This is a genomic window from Winogradskyella eximia, from assembly GCF_003386165.1.
GTDB lineage: Bacteria > Bacteroidota > Bacteroidia > Flavobacteriales > Flavobacteriaceae > Winogradskyella > Winogradskyella eximia.
In genome coordinates this window covers 242,461-259,486 of record NZ_QRDV01000005.1, presented here as the reverse complement: position 1 = coordinate 259,486, position 17,026 = coordinate 242,461, and the positions used below count along the sequence as shown (strand labels likewise).

General features: G+C 31.9%; 17 protein-coding genes. 12 read left to right on the top strand and 5 right to left on the bottom strand.

Annotation, left to right across the window (positions count from 1 at the left end; all coding sequences use genetic code 11):
• Positions 1-6: 6 nt before the first annotated feature.
• From DFQ10_RS12310 to DFQ10_RS12295, 4 genes are all read right to left on the bottom strand, one after another.
• Positions 7-1,062 carry a mechanosensitive ion channel family protein gene (locus DFQ10_RS12310; protein WP_147299216.1) on the bottom strand — a complete coding sequence of 352 codons (1,056 nt, stop codon included), beginning with the start codon at positions 1,060-1,062 and terminating at the stop codon, positions 7-9.
• 68 nt (positions 1,063-1,130) lie between these two features.
• On the bottom strand, positions 1,131-1,910 hold the full coding sequence (locus tag DFQ10_RS12305) for a patatin-like phospholipase family protein (RefSeq protein WP_115817728.1): 780 nt from the start codon (positions 1,908-1,910) through the stop codon (positions 1,131-1,133).
• 71 nt (positions 1,911-1,981) lie between these two features.
• Positions 1,982-3,409, bottom strand: a complete 1,428-nt coding sequence (gene cls, locus DFQ10_RS12300; RefSeq protein WP_115817727.1) for a cardiolipin synthase — start codon at positions 3,407-3,409, stop codon at positions 1,982-1,984.
• A 14-nt stretch (positions 3,410-3,423) separates the two neighbouring features.
• Complete coding sequence (locus tag DFQ10_RS12295; RefSeq protein WP_115817726.1) at positions 3,424-4,023, bottom strand: DUF6134 family protein; 600 nt, start codon at positions 4,021-4,023, stop codon at positions 3,424-3,426.
• 277 nt (positions 4,024-4,300) lie between these two features.
• Between DFQ10_RS12295 and DFQ10_RS12290 the strand changes: the two genes are divergently transcribed.
• The 5 genes from DFQ10_RS12290 (at position 4,301) to DFQ10_RS12270 (ending at position 9,921) form a co-directional block, all read left to right on the top strand.
• A complete protein-coding gene (locus tag DFQ10_RS12290) occupies positions 4,301-5,794 on the top strand; it encodes a TolC family protein (protein WP_115817725.1) in 1,494 nt (497 codons plus the stop codon).
• On the top strand, positions 5,791-6,765 hold the full coding sequence (locus DFQ10_RS12285) for an HlyD family secretion protein (protein WP_115817724.1): 975 nt from the start codon (positions 5,791-5,793) through the stop codon (positions 6,763-6,765). Before DFQ10_RS12290 ends, DFQ10_RS12285 begins: the two co-directional genes overlap by 4 nt.
• An 8-nt stretch (positions 6,766-6,773) precedes the next feature.
• Positions 6,774-7,955, top strand: a complete 1,182-nt coding sequence (locus DFQ10_RS12280) for an ABC transporter permease (RefSeq protein ID WP_115817723.1) — start codon at positions 6,774-6,776, stop codon at positions 7,953-7,955.
• A complete protein-coding gene (locus DFQ10_RS12275) occupies positions 7,952-9,133 on the top strand; it encodes an ABC transporter permease (protein ID WP_115817722.1) in 1,182 nt (393 codons plus the stop codon). The genes DFQ10_RS12280 and DFQ10_RS12275 overlap by 4 nt, the downstream gene beginning before the upstream one ends.
• Positions 9,134-9,195: 62 nt before the next feature.
• On the top strand, positions 9,196-9,921 hold the full coding sequence (locus DFQ10_RS12270) for a peroxiredoxin (protein WP_115817721.1): 726 nt from the start codon (positions 9,196-9,198) through the stop codon (positions 9,919-9,921).
• Between the two features lie 87 nt (positions 9,922-10,008).
• Here DFQ10_RS12270 and DFQ10_RS12265 read toward each other — a convergent pair whose 3' ends face one another.
• Entirely contained in the window at positions 10,009-10,443 is a 435-nt protein-coding gene (locus DFQ10_RS12265; RefSeq protein WP_115817720.1) for an Hsp20/alpha crystallin family protein, read from the bottom strand.
• 362 nt (positions 10,444-10,805) lie between these two features.
• On the opposite strand from DFQ10_RS12265, the gene msrB reads away from it, so the two are divergent.
• Genes msrB through DFQ10_RS12230 form a run of 7 tightly spaced genes read left to right on the top strand, consistent with a single transcriptional unit; the run spans position 10,806 to position 16,487 of the window.
• Complete coding sequence (msrB, locus tag DFQ10_RS12260) at positions 10,806-11,267, top strand: peptide-methionine (R)-S-oxide reductase MsrB (protein WP_115817719.1); 462 nt, start codon at positions 10,806-10,808, stop codon at positions 11,265-11,267.
• Positions 11,268-11,285: 18 nt separating this feature from the next.
• Positions 11,286-12,854, top strand: coding sequence for a protein adenylyltransferase SelO (locus DFQ10_RS12255; RefSeq protein WP_115817718.1), 1,569 nt, complete (start codon positions 11,286-11,288; stop codon positions 12,852-12,854).
• Between the two features lie 42 nt (positions 12,855-12,896).
• Entirely contained in the window at positions 12,897-13,403 is a 507-nt protein-coding gene (msrA, locus tag DFQ10_RS12250; protein ID WP_115817717.1) for a peptide-methionine (S)-S-oxide reductase MsrA, read from the top strand.
• A 16-nt stretch (positions 13,404-13,419) separates the two neighbouring features.
• The gene (locus tag DFQ10_RS12245) at positions 13,420-14,379 is read left to right on the top strand and encodes an aldo/keto reductase (protein ID WP_115817716.1); all 960 of its coding nucleotides are present in this window, start codon (positions 13,420-13,422) and stop codon (positions 14,377-14,379) included.
• 43 nt (positions 14,380-14,422) lie between these two features.
• On the top strand, positions 14,423-14,704 hold the full coding sequence (locus tag DFQ10_RS12240; protein WP_115817715.1) for a DUF427 domain-containing protein: 282 nt from the start codon (positions 14,423-14,425) through the stop codon (positions 14,702-14,704).
• Positions 14,705-14,741: 37 nt separating this feature from the next.
• Positions 14,742-15,257: a peptide-methionine (S)-S-oxide reductase gene (locus DFQ10_RS12235; protein WP_115817714.1), complete on the top strand. Its 516-nt coding sequence runs from the start codon at positions 14,742-14,744 to the stop codon at positions 15,255-15,257.
• Between the two features lie 6 nt (positions 15,258-15,263).
• A complete protein-coding gene (locus tag DFQ10_RS12230; protein ID WP_115817713.1) occupies positions 15,264-16,487 on the top strand; it encodes a bifunctional alpha/beta hydrolase/OsmC family protein in 1,224 nt (407 codons plus the stop codon).
• Positions 16,488-17,026: the final 539 nt, after the last annotated feature.

Sequence of the window (17,026 nt, the reverse complement as noted above, 5' to 3'; positions counted from 1 at the left end):
GCTAATTTAGTTTTCATTTGAATTTATTTGTCGTATTGTTGGAAGACCATTTCCTTGATTTTTTTGAATGTAATTTATCATTTCTTCTCTTACATTGCAACGTAGATTCCAAATGTCAGAGGCGTTTTTTGCACTAAAAGTAGCTCTCAATTCCATGGTTGTTTTGTCTAAATTGGTAACTAAGAGATCGGCAACATTATGATCCCATAGTTTGTTGCTTTTTAAAATTGCTAAGAGTTTTTTTCTAAAATCACTAATAGGAAACATATAATCCACATGAAAAAAGACACTTCCAATGAGTTCTTGCGAACTAAATGTCCAGTTCACAAAGTAGTTGTCATTAAAGTAATTAAGTGGTAATACAAGTCGTCTCCAATCCCAAGTTTTAATTACAACGTAAGTAAGTGTTATGTCTTCTACCGTACCAAATTCTCCTTCTATCATTACTTCATCGTCAATTTTAATAGGCTGCGTAAAGGCAATTTGAAAGCCAGTAATTAAATTAGCTATTGATTTTTGAGCGGCTACACCAGCAATAATTCCTATGACACCAGCAGAAGTAAGTATGGTTGTACCTACTTTTCTTACTGAAGAAATATTCCATAAAATAGCTGCTATTGCAAGTGTAATTATAATAACAACAGTTAGATTTTTCATAAAGCGTAACTGAGTCAATACTTTTCTTTCTTTTACTTTATGGCTATCATTAATAGTGAATTTTTGTTTCACAACTTCTTCTATGGCATTTAATGAGGCAATGATTAGCCAAGAAAAATTAATGATAATGAGGCTTTCAATACACTTATGCCAAAATGAATTGAGATTAAGAAAACTAAACGCACTAAAAATAAATAGAATTGGAAAAAGAAACTGAGACGGAATTTTTAAATGTTTGAGCAGTTGGGCTTTTAAAACAGTAGGTTTTCTACGATTAGAAATTTTAATGATTAAAAAGATAATCCATTGTAAGAGTAAGCCAAACAAAATTGAGCCAAGGATTACTAGAATATAGGTAAACCAAGATTCTAATTCAAATGGTGTTTTAAATTGGCTAAAATCCATATTTTTTGATAAATCTATTGCTACATTTTTCAATTTAAAATGACTTGGGTCATGGGTTTAATAAATATTTATTTTCCGTTGAGTGCATTCAATATTTTTTCGTTTTTTGATAGAATTTTTTGTGTGTAATTATAACCTAGATTAAATATAGCATCGACATTATTCATCCCAAAAGTGCTATATTTTACTAATTCTTGTGGGTTTATAACCAAATCGCAATCTGGGAATTTTGATATGGATTCTGCTGCAACTTTAATTTTGTAAGCTCTTTCTACAACCGAATAAGAATGTTTTAAATCTTCAATGACAACGGATTTTAAAGGGTTTACATAAACGCCAATAATTTTATTACATGCATCTTTTAATGGTTCTACAGGGAAGTTGTTTAAAGTACCTCCATCTACATAGTATTCGCCATTGATTTCGGTAGGAGTAAAGACGCCAGGAAAAGAAGCTGATGCTATAATAGGTTTAATAACTTCTCCTGAGCTAAATATTTTTGAAGTGCCATCTATAATATTGGCAGCAGTAACAAAAAGTGGTTTTTTTAAAGCATCAAAACTATCTTCTGGGAAATACGCTTTAAGATCACCGTAAAAGTTTTCAGAATTTAAAAACCCAGGTTTATTACGTGCATATCTATAAGTGCTGAAAATAGTGATTGTTTTAAAGAAACGTAAAATTTCTGACCAAGAAATACCTGCAGCATATAAACCACCAACAATGGCACCTGCACTAGTGCCAGCAATATGTGTTGGGAAAATACCATGCTCTTCTAATGCTTTAATCACTCCGATATGAGCTGCTCCACGAGCACCTCCTCCAGAAAGTACTAATCCTATAGTCATTTTGTGATTTATCTATATTTAAACAAAGGTATAAGGTTGATTACTAATGACTGATGATATTAATCAGTTTGTTATAAAACCGGACTAAAAACTTTAGCAATACCTTCTTTAAGTCGTTCTTTTTTAGGTCTTTTTAGGTATTGTTCATAATCTAATGGTTCACTTTTTTCACAATCTTTTAAAAAGTCTTGCTTTAATTCCGTGGTAATATTACTATCGTAAATTAAAACGTTGACTTCATAATTCTCTTCAAAACTTCTAATATCGAGATTTGCAGTTCCTATAGTTGCAAGTTCATCATCAGAGATAATCACCTTGCCATGTAAAAAGCCATCTGGATATAAGTAGATTTTAACACCTGCTTCTAATAAATCTTCAAAACTTGAGCGCACAGTCCACTTCACCAAAAGACTATCTGAATTGGTAGATAATAATAATCTAATATCTATACCACTCATTGCAGCAACTTGTAAGGCTTCTTTTAAAGCTTCGCCTGGAATTATATAAGGATTGGTTATGTAAACATATTTTTTAGCACTGTTAATTATTGAAAAATAATGCTGATGTATGGAAGAGAAATCAGAATCTGGACCACCAGCAACTACTTGTGCAATAGAATGTTTTTCAGTTATATGTTTTACTAAGTATTTTGTGTTTAATAAGTTGTCTGTACCACTAGCAAAACTCCAATCCATAGCAAAAACGGCTTGTAGACTGTTAACGACATTGCCTTTTAATTGCAAGTGCATATCGTACCAAGTCCCTAAAACAGGATCACCAGAAATATATTTGTCAGCGACGTTAATGCCGCCTGTAAAACCATAAATGCCATCCACAATAACTATTTTTCGATGGTTTCTGTAATTAATAGATGAAATAAGTTTACCAAAATGCATGGGTAAAAATCCATAAACTTCTATGCCTTCTGCTTTAAGACTGTTAATATATTTATTACTCAATGATCGGCTGCCTAAGGCATCATAAAGAAAACGTACTTCAACACCTTCTTTTACCTTTTGTATTAAAATGGATTTAAATCTTTCGGCTAAATCACCTTCTTCAAAAATATAATACTGAATGTGAATGAATTTTTTGGCCGTTTCCATAGCCGAAAAAATGGCTTCAAATGTAGTTGAGCCATTTTTTAAAGGAATTAATTCATTTCCAAAAGTGGGAGTAAAGTTAGAACCTTTTGTGACCAGTTTAACTAGTTTTAAGTGGTTTTTAATGGCAGTTGGGACGTTGTTTTCTTTGTCTATAGGATCATTGTTTTCAACCTTTTCTAGATATTCTGAAACGGCCTTAGTTTTCTTAAGTGTATAGAATTTATTCTTTTTTCTGTTTCTGCCAAGTATAAAATAAAACAGCATACCACCAACCGGAATTGTAAAAATAGCTAACAACCAAGCCAACGTTTTTGTGGGACGTACACCGTAAAGTAACAATCTGCCCATTAAAACGAACGCCATAAGAAAATATATAATTAGAGCTATCGTCATAATTTTAAGTTGTATTAGTTTTTAGCAACAATTTCGAATTTAATTAATCCGCCATCTATGGTTGCTTTTTTTAAAATGCCTTTGCTGTAGTAGTAAATATTTTCTCGTCCTTTTGAATTAATTTTTTTATACGAATGATTTCCTAATGCCATTATGGTATTAAAACTTCCATCTTGTTCAGAATAGCACTTTTTTATGTTTTTTGGCTCTTTAAAATAAAGTTGAACCGTTGCATAATTAATAGAGTCTGTTAAGATTTCTTTATTCTCACCATCCTTTGTAACTTGATAATCTGAATCTTTCCATAAGGTGTGCGTTTTGGCATGTGGTTTTTCATTTACGGTAATATTGACATAAGAGGATTCTAATAGGTTGTTTTCAAAAGCGACATCATATTTGTAGTTTACTCGTATTTCTTTTATAATTCTGGTTTCAATGGTTGTAGAGCTTTGATAATAGGTTACAGAGTTCTTGTGCGTTTTAGTGGCATTTAGACTCCCAATTACTTTGCCATTGTGGACGACATCAAAATAGAGGTTTTTTTCGATAGAACTTTTGCTGCTTACCAAAAATAGGAAACAACTAATCCATATTAAGTTTTTTAAAATCTGCATTGATGTGTTTATTTAGTGCAAAATATAGTTTTAAAAAGGGACCTGAAATGATTAAAGTCATTTTCAAAATAGTATTATTTAAAGTCAATTGATGACTATAAAAATATGAAATTGTAAGTGTCAAATTATTTGGGCTTTAATTAAGCGATATACTTGAAGTAATGTTGCAAAGTATTATATACCGAAGTGAGATAAAGACTGATTTAGGTCATATTTATTTTTAAAAGTGCATTGTAATTTTACACTAAAAATTTTGCACTCACCTTTATACATACAGATGAAACATTGTATTTATATTTTTTCAAAAAAAGCAGTACATATCATTAATACGTTTATACTAATACTGCTATGCAGCAATTTTGTATTTGCACAAGAAAGAGAAATCAGTATCTCAGAAGCCTTAGAGATTAGTTACAAGAATAACGAAAATATAAAACGTTATGCGGAACGTGTTGAGCAAAAGAATTATGAGGATAAAGCGGCAAAAGGTAATTTTTTGCCGTCTATTAATTTGATTGGAGGTTATACTTATTTAAGCGAAAACATGGAGATAAATACATCTCAAGTTCAAAGCTCTTTAGATGACTTAGGAGGAAAATATGGTGCTGCTTTTATACAAGCTTATGGTGACCAGATTGGTCTATCTGGAGTATCTGCAGAAAGTGCATTTGGTACTTTAGTGGGAGTTTTAGAGCAATTTCCGGCTTATCCCAATGTTATTGTGGATAACCAACAAATTTCAACAGCAGCAGTAACTGCAACACAACCCATATTTACTGGAGGAAAAATCATTGCAGCAAAGCGATATGCAAAAGCAGAACTAGAATCTTCTGAAATAGAATTGAAGCAAGTAAAAGATGAAATTGCCAATGAGCTTATAGATCGATACCTCACTGTGGTTTTGTTAAAGCAAGTGATAAAAACCCGTCAGCAGGTTTATGAAGGAATGCTAACACATAAAGCACAAACAGAACGTGCAATTGAATTAGAGATTCTGCCAAAGCATGTATTGTTAAGAGCGAAAGTAGCCGTTGCTGATGCCGAAAAAGATCTAAACAATGATAAAAACAAATTAAAATTAGCAGAATTAGCTTTGCGCACCACTATGAATTTATCTGATGCTGTGCCACTTAAAGTAATGGATAGTATTGGTTACCAAAACCTCAATTTCAATTTTAATGAACTTTTAGAAACAGCAAATACAAATCAACCCATGTTAGAATTAATTGACCAAAAAGAAATTATGGCTAAACAGGCTTATGCGCTAGAACGATCTAAGTTTATGCCTAATATTGCTGCTTTTGGTACTTATAACATGTTTCGTGAAGATTTGCCCATTATTCCTCCAAAATTTATTGTTGGTGTGCAAGCACAGCTTAATATTTTTAATGGCTTTAAAGACGTCAATAAACTTAAAGTCAGTAAGCATTTGAAAGAGGAAGTGAAAAATGCAAAAGCATATGCTTCGCAACAAATTAAATTACTTGTAGAAAGTAATTATATGAATACGCTTAACCAACAAAAATTATATAATAGCCAAATAACTACAGTAGAACTCGCAAAAGAAAATCTTAGAATTAATACCAGACGTTTTGAAGAAGGACTTGGTAAATCTATAGATGTCATTGATGCCTCTTTGCTCTATGAAAAATCTAAAATAGAACAACTAGTTGCTTTAGACGGTTATTACAAAGCTATGGCTAATTTATACAGTGCAATTGGGCAACCAGAACAAATAATTCCAATTATCAGTAACCAAATATTACCATGAAAAAATCTTACATCATATTAACCATTCCGATACTTATTATAGTATTCTCAATTATATATTTTTTAGTCAGATCTAATACTCCAGAACAAGACATATATGTTGGTATGCTTGAAACTACTGAGGTAAACGTATCGTCAGAAATTCCAGGACGTGTAAATACTATATTAATAGAGAAAGGAAGTTCTGTGAAAAAAGGACAGGTTTTAGCCACTTTAGAAGCTGATATTTTAGATGCCAGAAAAGGTCAAGCAGAAGGTATGGTAAAAGCCGCAGAATCTTTAATTGAAAAAGCACAAACAGGTGCACGTAAAGAGGAGATTAGTGCGTTGCAAAATCAATACTTAATGGCTAAAAGTCAGTTTGATTTTGCTGAAAAAAGTTATAAAAGATACCAAGCCCTTTATGCAGACAGTATAATTTCTAAACAAGAAATGGATGAAGTACAGTTTAAGTACGATGCAGCAAAAGAACAAATGAATGCAGCAAAATCCATGTGGGAAATGGGCAAAAAAGGGACTAGAAAAGAAGATATAAAAGCCGCGCAGGGAAGTTATGAGAGAGCTCAAGGTGCTTACAATGAAGTTGAAGCTTATTATAACGAATTAGATATTGTTGCACCAGCATCTGGTATTATTAGCAATCAAATTGCAGAAGAAGGTGAGGTTATGGCTTCGGGTTATCCAATAGTCACTATTCAAATACCCGAAAAAATATATGCTATTTTAAATATTAGGGAAGATAATTTATCTGATTTTAAAATGGGAACTACGCTCAAAGCTAAAGTACCAGGTTTAAATAATGAAATGGTTAATTTTAAGGTGACTTACATTTCTCCAATGGCAGATTTTGCAACTTGGGTGCCTATAAAAGCAAAAGGTGAATATGAATTAAAATCTTTTGAAATTCATCTAAAACCACAAGAGCGTATTGCAGATTTACGACCAGGAATGTCTATTCAAATTATAAAATAAACTTCTCTATGAAATGGTCTTTATACCATATTTTTAAAAGGGAAATGAAGAGATTGTCTCGGCAAAAATCGGCTAGAAATCTATTTATAATAATTCCAATTGTTGTTTTTCTTTTACTAGGCTTCATTTATTATAAAGGTGCATTGAGAGAGGTGTCAATTGCTGTTTACGATAATGATAATAGTGAATTAAGTAGAACTTATATTCGTTCGTTAGAAGCGTCTCCTAATTTAGATGTCAACTATTATATGTCTTCAGAAGACGATTTGGAAACTGTGTTTGTAAAAAATGAAGTTCAAGGTATCTTCTACATTCCTAAAGATTTTCATAAAGAAGTACTTAAGGGAAATGCTGTGCAAGTAAAGATATATACCAATTCTACCAATATAGTTTTCGGAAATCTGTTATACAAATCTGCAGCAGAAGTCACACAATTACTCAGTGCAGCTGTAGTTGTTAAAAATATGGCACCTTTAGGTATTAATCCCGATAAAATATTGGGCATTGTAATGCCTATAGATATTAATACTAAGGTTTTAGCAAATCCACAATATAACTATGTTTACTATCTGTTACCTGGTTTAGCAACGGTTTTAATACAAATGATTATGTTTTTTGCCGCTTCAAGAGCGTTTAATAATGAGTGGAAATTAGAGACTTACGCAGATTTATATGCAACAGCTAATGGAAATATAATATCTATGATTTTAGGTAAATATTTAGCTTATATGGTATTTGGATTAAGCTTATGTGGTTTCCTTTTTGCCATCGTTTTTCCCATTTTTGGTATTCCTATTTATGGCAATATAGGTTCGCTTTTAGTTTTACTTTTATTTTTCCTTACCGTTAATATTTTTCTTGGCTTTGGCATTTCGCTACTTTTTAAGGATGAAATAATAGCACTCGATATCGCTATTTTTTATAATTCTCCTGCCTTTGTCTTTAGCGGTTTTACGTTTCCAATTTGGGCAATGCCTTGGCTAAATAGTTTATATGCTCAAGTTATTCCATATACTCACTTTTTAACAGGTTTTCTTAAAATTTACCAGTTAAATACACCATTCAAGTTTATACTGCCAGAAATACAGAAGCTATTTATATTCCTTATTATTGGTGTCGTTATCATTGGTATTGGTCTTATTGTTAATAGAAAGAAAATTTTTCTACAACCTAAATTGAGCGCAATATGAACCTGAAAACTATTTGGATATTGCTCAAAAAGGAAGCTACTTTAGTGTATAACGATCATAGTATTCTTTTAGCTTTATTGGCCGCACCATTGCTTTATTTTGCATTAATGGGTTCTACTTATTTTAATAAGGATGAAGAAGAAGTGAGTGTTGGTATTGTAGATTTAGATAACTCGCAGAGCAGCAAATCTTTTTTAAATAAAATTAACGCGACTCAAAAAATAAATATAACACATAGTTATACTAATATGGCAGAAGCCAAAAACGGAATTTATAGCTTTGACGTGCAAGGATTGGTGCATATACCAAAAGGATTTGAAGAAAAATTAATTGCCAAAGAAAGTACACCAATTGGCTTAATTCTTAATAATTCTAAGTTTCTATCTTCTAACGACATTAACAAAGCCGTTAATTTGGTTGCTATGGAATATGCAGAGAACTCTCGTCAGAAGTTTTTTGAATCTAAAGGCATAAATTCTTCATTGGCCGAATTAAAGTCTCAGCCTATAACTGCGCAGATTAATACAGTTTATAATCCAACCAATAATTATGGTAATTTTTTACTGCCTGCATTATTCATTCTAATTTTGCATCAAACTTTACTTATTGGTTTATCTGAAAGTGTGGCTTATGACCGTGAAAAAAAAATAATGAAACTTAATTTTGAAGAAAGCCAATTCAGTTTTTTAAATTACATTATTGGTAAAACAGGATTCTATTTATTACTGTATTTTGCCTATCTATTGTTTACTTTTTTGGTTGTATTTCCTGTATTTGATTTGCCATTAAACGGTAGTTTGTTTTCATTGATTGTAGTGTCCTTTTTGTTTTTTATGGCAACTATATGTTATGGATGGTTTGTGTCATCGTTCTTTAAATCTCAAGCCAGAGTAATGGAAATTATGGCTTTTACATCATATCCAGTTTTTTTAATTACTGGTATTACTTGGTCTTTTAAGGATATGCCAATAGTACTTCAGTATATTTCTAATTTAATGCCATTAAGACCTTATTTCGAGTTTTTAAAGAAACAAACAATAATGGGTGTAGAGAGTTCATTGTATAATTCTGAAATTATGCATTTGCTTGTTTTACTTTTAGTTGGTTATGTGGCTGCAATGCTAAGATTCTATTATTTAAAAAAGCGCTTTTTAAAAATAAAACCTAGACTGATTTAGGTCATTTAGCTTGGTGTAACGGTATCTTAATTTTGTATAAAATCTTTATAAAATTAGATATTATGGAAACATTACAAGAAAAAGAGCAGATCACTGCAATGCCAAGAATAGGTGATGCAGCTCCAGAATTTAAGGCTGTTACAACTCAAGGAGATATAGATTTTCCGGAAGATTATGCTGGAAATTGGGTGATTTTATTTAGTCATCCAGCAGATTTTACTCCAGTCTGTACTTCAGAATTTATAACATTTGCGCATTTAGAAGATAAATTTAATAAAGCCAATTGTAAATTAGTGGGTTTATCAATTGATGGACTATACAGTCATATCGCATGGTTAAGAACCATTAAAGAAAAAATTGAGTTTAATGGTATGAAAAATATTGATGTCAAATTTCCTTTAATAGAAGATATATCTATGGAAATTGCCAAAAAATATGGAATGGTGCAGCCAAATGAAAGCAAAACACAAGCTGTTAGAGCCGTGTTTTTTATAGATCCAAAAGGTATTATTAGAGCAATTATTTACTATCCATTAAGCTTAGGTAGAAATTTTGATGAAATTTACAGAGCTTTAATTGCTATGCAAACTGCAGATGCCTTTAACGTAGCAACTCCTGCAGATTGGAATCCTGGTGATGATGTTATTGTATCTCCAGCAGGTTCTTGTGGTGTTGCAAAAGAAAGAATGGATGGTAATAACGAAGACTTAGATTGTAAAGATTGGTTTTTCTGTACTAAAAAAATGGACAAGACCACTGTTCTAGAAAAAATTCTAAATAAGCAATAATTCAAAATTTATAAGTTTAAAATAGAAACAAAAAAGTAGGAAATGATAATATTCATTTCCTACTTTCTTTTTTTAAGGTTTAGATAATTAAGCAATCTCTACTTTTTTTGGTTTATGATTCTTAGCATCTGCTTTTTTAAGTAAATTAAAGCTAAGAATACCATCTTTGTATTTTGCTTTAATATCTTCATCTTTCACAGAATCTGGAAGTTGTAATCTTTTTTCAAAAGAGTTATAACTAAATTCTTTTCGTGTATAGTTGTCCTCTTTTTCTTCTTTAGAATTTGAACTTTCTGCAGCAATATTTAAACATCCCTCATCGATGGTGACATTAAAATCATTTTTTGCATATCCAGGTGCAGCTAATTCTACCTCAAAGGCATCATCAGTTTCTTTAATGTTTAAAGCTGGCTCTTCCAGTTTTTGATGAAATAATTGTCGGTCTAGGAAATTGTCATTATCAAAAAAATCTGATGTAATAAGTTTTCCCCATGGTCTTTTACTAAACTTTACTAGTGACATAATTTTATAATTTAAGTTAAACAATTTATTTACCACTAAATTATAACGAAACCAGTTTTTTTGAAATGATCTGGATCAGATGACAATGTGTTTTTGTTAATAATTTCTAAAAATTTATAATTGTTAAATACTGATTCATATGCAGTTAAATTCTTCAGGTGTATTTATTATGTGCTGCTTATCTTTGCACGTCTAAATACTTTAATTTTGAAGTAATACTAGGTTTAACTTATGTCACTATAAATTATAAGTGTGTTGTATTTGTTGCTTTTTCCAATAAGCATAAATATAAGTTACATGCGTTGTGTATAAGAAGTAATTTTTAGTATTTCATTTCGACTAAAAATCAAAAAAAGAAAGCTATGTTAACGTGGAAAGATATTATCAATTTTTCGATTAACGGAAATCCAAAACCAGATCGAAGAGTAGAAAAAACCGAAGATGAATGGCGTGCTATTTTAACGCCAGAACAATTTAGAATAACTCGAATGGCTGGTACAGAAGCTCCAAATTCTGGAGCATTATGTAGCAGATACGATGCTGGGAAATATAATTGTGTTTGTTGTGATACACCATTGTTTGATTCTACAATTAAATTCGAATCAGGATCTGGTTGGCCTAGTTTTTCACAGCCCATTAAAGAAAATGCTATTAAGTATATAAGAGATACATCTTTTGGTATGGTTAGGGTAGAAGTGCAGTGCAATACGTGCGATGCGCACCAAGGTCATGTTTTTCCTGATGGTCCTGAACCAAGTGGTTTAAGATATTGCATTAATTCAGAATCTATGGTGCTTCAATCTCAAAAAGAAGAAAAAGAATAGTGAAAGCATAAAAAAACAATGACATTAAAACTCAATATAAAAGATAAGTTTAATAAAGAGCTTCCGGCAGATCCAATTCTCGAAAATAGTAGGAGACAAGTAAGTGAAGCCTGTTTTTCTTTTGTGACACCTAAAATTCCTAGTAATCCTTCATTAATTCATGTGTCTCCAGAAATGTTGAATAATCTTGGACTAACCAAGGAGGATAGTGAAACTAAAGACTTTTTAAACTTAGTTACAGGCGCAGAAATTTTTCCTAACACTAAGCCTTATGCCATGTGCTATGCAGGCCATCAGTTTGGCAATTGGGCAGGACAATTAGGTGATGGTAGAGCTATTAATTTAGCTGAAATAGAACATAAAAATAAACATTGGGCATTGCAATTAAAAGGTGCTGGTGAAACACCGTATTCTAGATCTGCGGATGGTTTAGCGGTTTTACGCTCATCCATTAGAGAGTATTTATGTAGCGAAGCCATGTTTCATTTGGGTGTGCCTACAACACGAGCTTTGTCGTTGTCATTGTCTGGTGATCAAGTGTTGCGTGATGTAATGTATAATGGAAATCCAGATTACGAAAAAGGAGCAATTGTTGCACGAGTATCACCTTCATTTTTGCGCTTTGGTAGTTATCAAATTTTTCCATCGCGAGGAGATGTAGATACCTTAAAAACGTTAGTTGATTTTACTATTAATACGCATTATTCACATTTAGGTAAACCATCAAAAGCAGTGTATATCGCTTTTATGAAAGAAGTGGCTACAAGAAGCTTAGATATGGTAATTCATTGGCAACGTGTCGGTTTTGTGCATGGTGTTATGAATACAGACAATATGTCTATTCTTGGTTTAACTATAGATTATGGACCATATGGCTGGTTAGAAGGCTATGATCATGGATGGACACCAAATACAACAGATAATACTCATAAAAGATATAGTTACGGTTCGCAAATGCAAATTACACATTGGAATTTATTTCAATTAGCCAATGCCATTTATCCACTAGTAGAAGATGCGGAACCTTTTGAAACGATTTTGAATGATTTTCCTAAAGAAGCAGAAACAGCATATAGAGATATGATGCGTTCTAAATTAGGTTTAAAAGTTGAAATTGAAAGTGATGGTGAATTAATTGAAGAACTAGAAAAAGTACTGCATACATCGGAAACAGATATGACTATATTTTTTAGAAATTTAGCCAATTTGAAGACTTCAGAATATCAAGAATGGTGGTCTATTATTAGTAATGCCTTTTATAAACCAAATGAAATAAATGGTGATATAAAAGACAGTTGGAAGCATTGGTTTAGTAATTATGGTAAGCGCTTGGCAAAAGAGCAAAGTACAGACCAAGAACGAAAACTTGAAATGAACAGTATAAACCCTAAATACGTCCTTCGTAATTATATGGCTCAATTAGCCATAGACGATGCGGATAAGGGAGATTATAAGTTAATAGAAGAGTTTTTTAATTTACTTAAAAAACCTTATGATGAGCAACCAACATCAGAAAAATGGTTTTCAAAAAGACCAGAATGGGCTAGGAATAAAGTAGGTTGTTCTATGTTGTCTTGTAGCTCATAATCAAATTAAAAAAAATAACATTTTTAACAGAAAAAGAAAACAATGGAAAATTATAAAAAAGCATATATAGCAGGAGGCTGTTTTTGGGGAATGGAGGATTTATTTAGAACGCAACCTGGAATAAAAGATACAGAAGTGGGTTACCAAGGAGGAGAAAATGAGAATCCGAGTTATAAATATCATCCAGGCCATGCAGAAGGGATAGAGTTAATATACGATCCTACTGAAACCTCTTTTAGAAAAATTTTGGATTATTTTTTCAGAATGCATAATCCAACAACTGTAGATCAGCAAGGCAATGATAAAGGTTCTAGTTATAGATCTGCTATTTTTTATCAAAATGAAGAAGAAAAGTCTATAGCAGAAGAAATGATTAATATAGTCAATGCTTCTGGTAAATGGGATGGTGAGGTTGTTACAACTTTAGAGCCATTCTCTCCATTTTGGAAAGCAGAAGAAAATCATCAGGATTATTTGGTTAAAAACCCAAATGGTTACACATGTCATTTTTTAAGATTTGATGAAAGTTTTATAAAAGAAGACAAATAACATAAATATCGACTAAGTGATAAACTCAAAACATATCGGATTAGGAACAGCAGCTATTGGCAGACCACTTTATATTAATATTAAACAAGATGCTAATACAGAGCCATTTTCTCTACCAATATTTAAAGAAAACGGATTAGAGGTGCTAGAAGATGCTTACAATAAAGGGATTCGGTATTTTGATACTTCACCAGGTTATGGTATTGCAGAGCAATTGTTGTTACAATGGTTGAAAACTAAAAATGATCCAAGTATTCAAGTCTCTACAAAATGGGGTTACACTTATGTTGCCAATTTTGATCCAAATGCAACGCAACATGAAGTTAAAGAGCACTCGTTAAATAAGCTGAATGAGCAATGGGAATTTTCAAAAGAACTATTGCCTTATTTAAAAGTATATCAGATTCATTCTGCTACTTTTGATACTGGAGTTCTTGAAAATGTTGAAGTTTTAAAGCGTTTGCACGAATTAAAGCAGGAGCATAATATCATTATTGGTTTAACCACGACAGGTGCCAACCAAACCGAAGTTTTAGAAAAAGGGCTGTCTATTCAGGTTGAAAATGAAAGCTTATTTCAATCCTTTCAGTGTACCTATAACATTTTAGATCAAAGTGTATTTAAATATGCTGAAGCGTTAAAAAGTCTTAAAGGGCCATTCATTATTAAAGAAGCCTTAGCCAATGGTAGATTAATTCCTAATGAAGATTACCCTCAATATCGTAAGCTTTATGATTTGATAAATCGTTTGGCAAAGCAGTATAATGTTGGCGCAGATGCTATTGCTTTGAGATATTGTATCGCTGTTTTTCCAGAGGCATTAGTATTAAGTGGAGCAAACAATGCTGAGCATTTGTCAGCTAATTTAAAAGCAGATCAATTTTCTTTAACCAATTCTGAAATAGAACAATTAAGCGCTTTTAAGATTTCAAATAGTAGCTATTGGGAAGAAAGAAAAGCGTTGACATGGAATTAAGTAATACTAGAACAAGTAATTAGTCCTAAAATAAAAGTACATTATGAAAGCAATTTGGAATAATAAAGTCATCGCAGAAAGCAATAATACAGTAGTTATTGAAGGAAATCACTATTTTCCTGAAGAGAGTTTAAATAAAGCGTTTTGTAAATCTAGTGATTTAAAATCTACATGTGCATGGAAAGGAGAGGCTTCTTACTATTCTCTAGAGGTTGATGGTAAAGTTAATAAAGATGCGGTTTGGTATTACGAGAATCCTTCAGAATTGGCAAAAGCCATAAAGAATCATGTTGCATTTTGGCGAGGCATAGAAATAACTGAATAATGGTATCTTTTAATGCTTTGGAGCATCCTATTTTACGATGAAGAACCTTAATAGAATAGGATTCGGTGGAGGATGTCATTGGTGTACAGAAGCTGTATTTCAGTCCCTTGTTGGTGTAGAAAATGTGCAACAAGGTTGGATTGCTTCAAGTGGAAATAACGCTAGTTTCTCTGAAGCTGTAATTGTAGAGTATAATGCGGCTATAATACCAATAGAAGTATTAATCGAAATTCATTTGCATACACACAATAGCACATCAGCTCATAGTATGCGTAAAAAATACCGTTCTGCGATTTATGTTTTTGACGAGAATGAAGAAAGTGAGGTTGTAGATGTGCTTAAAACACTTCAACATAAATTTAATAATCAACTAGTTACACAGGTGCTTAAGTTTTCAGAATTTAAACCATCTAGAGAAGAGATTCTGAATTACTATTATAAAAATCCGGATAAACCGTTTTGTGAAACATTTATAAATCCAAAATTAAAGGTACTCTTAGAAAGTTTTAGAAACTATACCGACATAACTAAAACAAGACATTTAAAATATTAAATCATTATGAAAAGCAATAAAATAGAAATTAAAAATAGTAAAGGTTACACATTAGCTGCACATTTAGAATTACCGGCAAATCAAAAGCCGAATTATTTTGCTGTTTTTGCACATTGCTTTTCATGTACGAGTAACTTAAATGCAACACGAAATATTTCAAGAGCATTAACAGCACATGGTTTTGGAGTTGTTAGGTTCGATTTTACAGGTTTAGGTAGAAGTGAAGGAGAGTTTTCTGAAAGTCATTTTTCTGCCAACGTTGACGATTTAATTGCTGTGAATGATTATATCACAGCGCATTATAAAGCTCCTAGTTTGTTGGTAGGGCATTCGTTAGGAGGAGCAGCTGTGATTGTTGCAGCATCAAAATTAGAAAACATTAGAGCAGTTGCTACAATAGGTGCTCCAGCTGCTGTAGATCACGTTACACAACATTTTTCACATGCTATAGATGAGGTTGCTGATAAAGGTGAAGTAGAGGTAAATATAGGAGGACGACCATTTAAGGTGAATCAAGAGTTTATACAAGATTTTAGTAAAACAGATTTGCCAACCATAACGAAAAATCTACGTAAACCAATACTTATAATGCACGCACCTTTTGATACTATTGTAGGTGTTGATAATGCACAGCAATTATATAAAGAAGCGATGCATCCAAAGAGTTTTGTGAGTTTGAATGATGCCGATCATTTACTTTCAAATTCAAAACATAGCGCATACGCAGGAAGCATGATTGGAGAATGGGTAAAATTGTATTTGCCAGAATTAGAAAACGAAATGTTGAGTACCGAAGGAGAGCAATTGGTGGCGCATCTCAATTTAAAAGAAAACAATTTTACAACCCAGATTCAAACCAATAAACATAGTTTTATTGGAGATGAACCAACTAGTGTTGGTGGAGATGATTTTGGTCCGTCACCATACGAATATCTCAATGCAGCCATTGCCACATGTACAGCTATGACTTTAAAGTTGTACGCAGAACGTAAAAAATGGGATCTACAAGAGGTTTATGTTTATATTTCTCATCAAAAAAAGCATAGTGATGCCTTAATGTTAGATATTGAAAAGCCAGGATACTTAGATCATATCTCAAAACAGCTAAAGTTTATTGGGAATCTAGACGAAAAGCAAAAGCAGAGATTAAAGGAAATAGCTTCTAAATGTCCTGTACATAAAACGGTGGCTAGTGAAGTGATATTTGATACTAAAATAATAGAATCTTAATTATTCAAAATAATCTTTGTTATACTTTTATTGATGACATAACAAATCTGATAGCATTTCTAAACCTTTAGAAATTGAATGTTCATGTGTTTTGTTCAGTGTTTTTGATGTAACTATATTACAATAGAACCTCTAGGACGTAGATATCCATCCATTTAGAAATTTTAATAGTTTATGGTAAATAAGGATTGCCTTCAATTGATTTGGGTATGGCGTCAAGGTTCTTAGCTTGAGTGATCCTTGTAATTTGAAAGGGAATTGGTGTTTTATGGTGTTGACATATAGTAATATACGTAAAAATAATTTTTTGTATTTAAGTTGTTGTGAGCGTATTTTTTCAGAATAATAGTATATTTTTGTCCGAATTTTTTTTGTATATTATTACCTTAATATGTTGGTATTAAAATTCTTACACTAACAAATCACATGAATCCTACTATTTTAAATTTTGAAGATCTCGAGCAGCCCAAGCATGCGTTATTGTACTTGCCTAGTAACAATGGTTCTATCCTATTTATAGTCAATTCTTTCGTTGAACA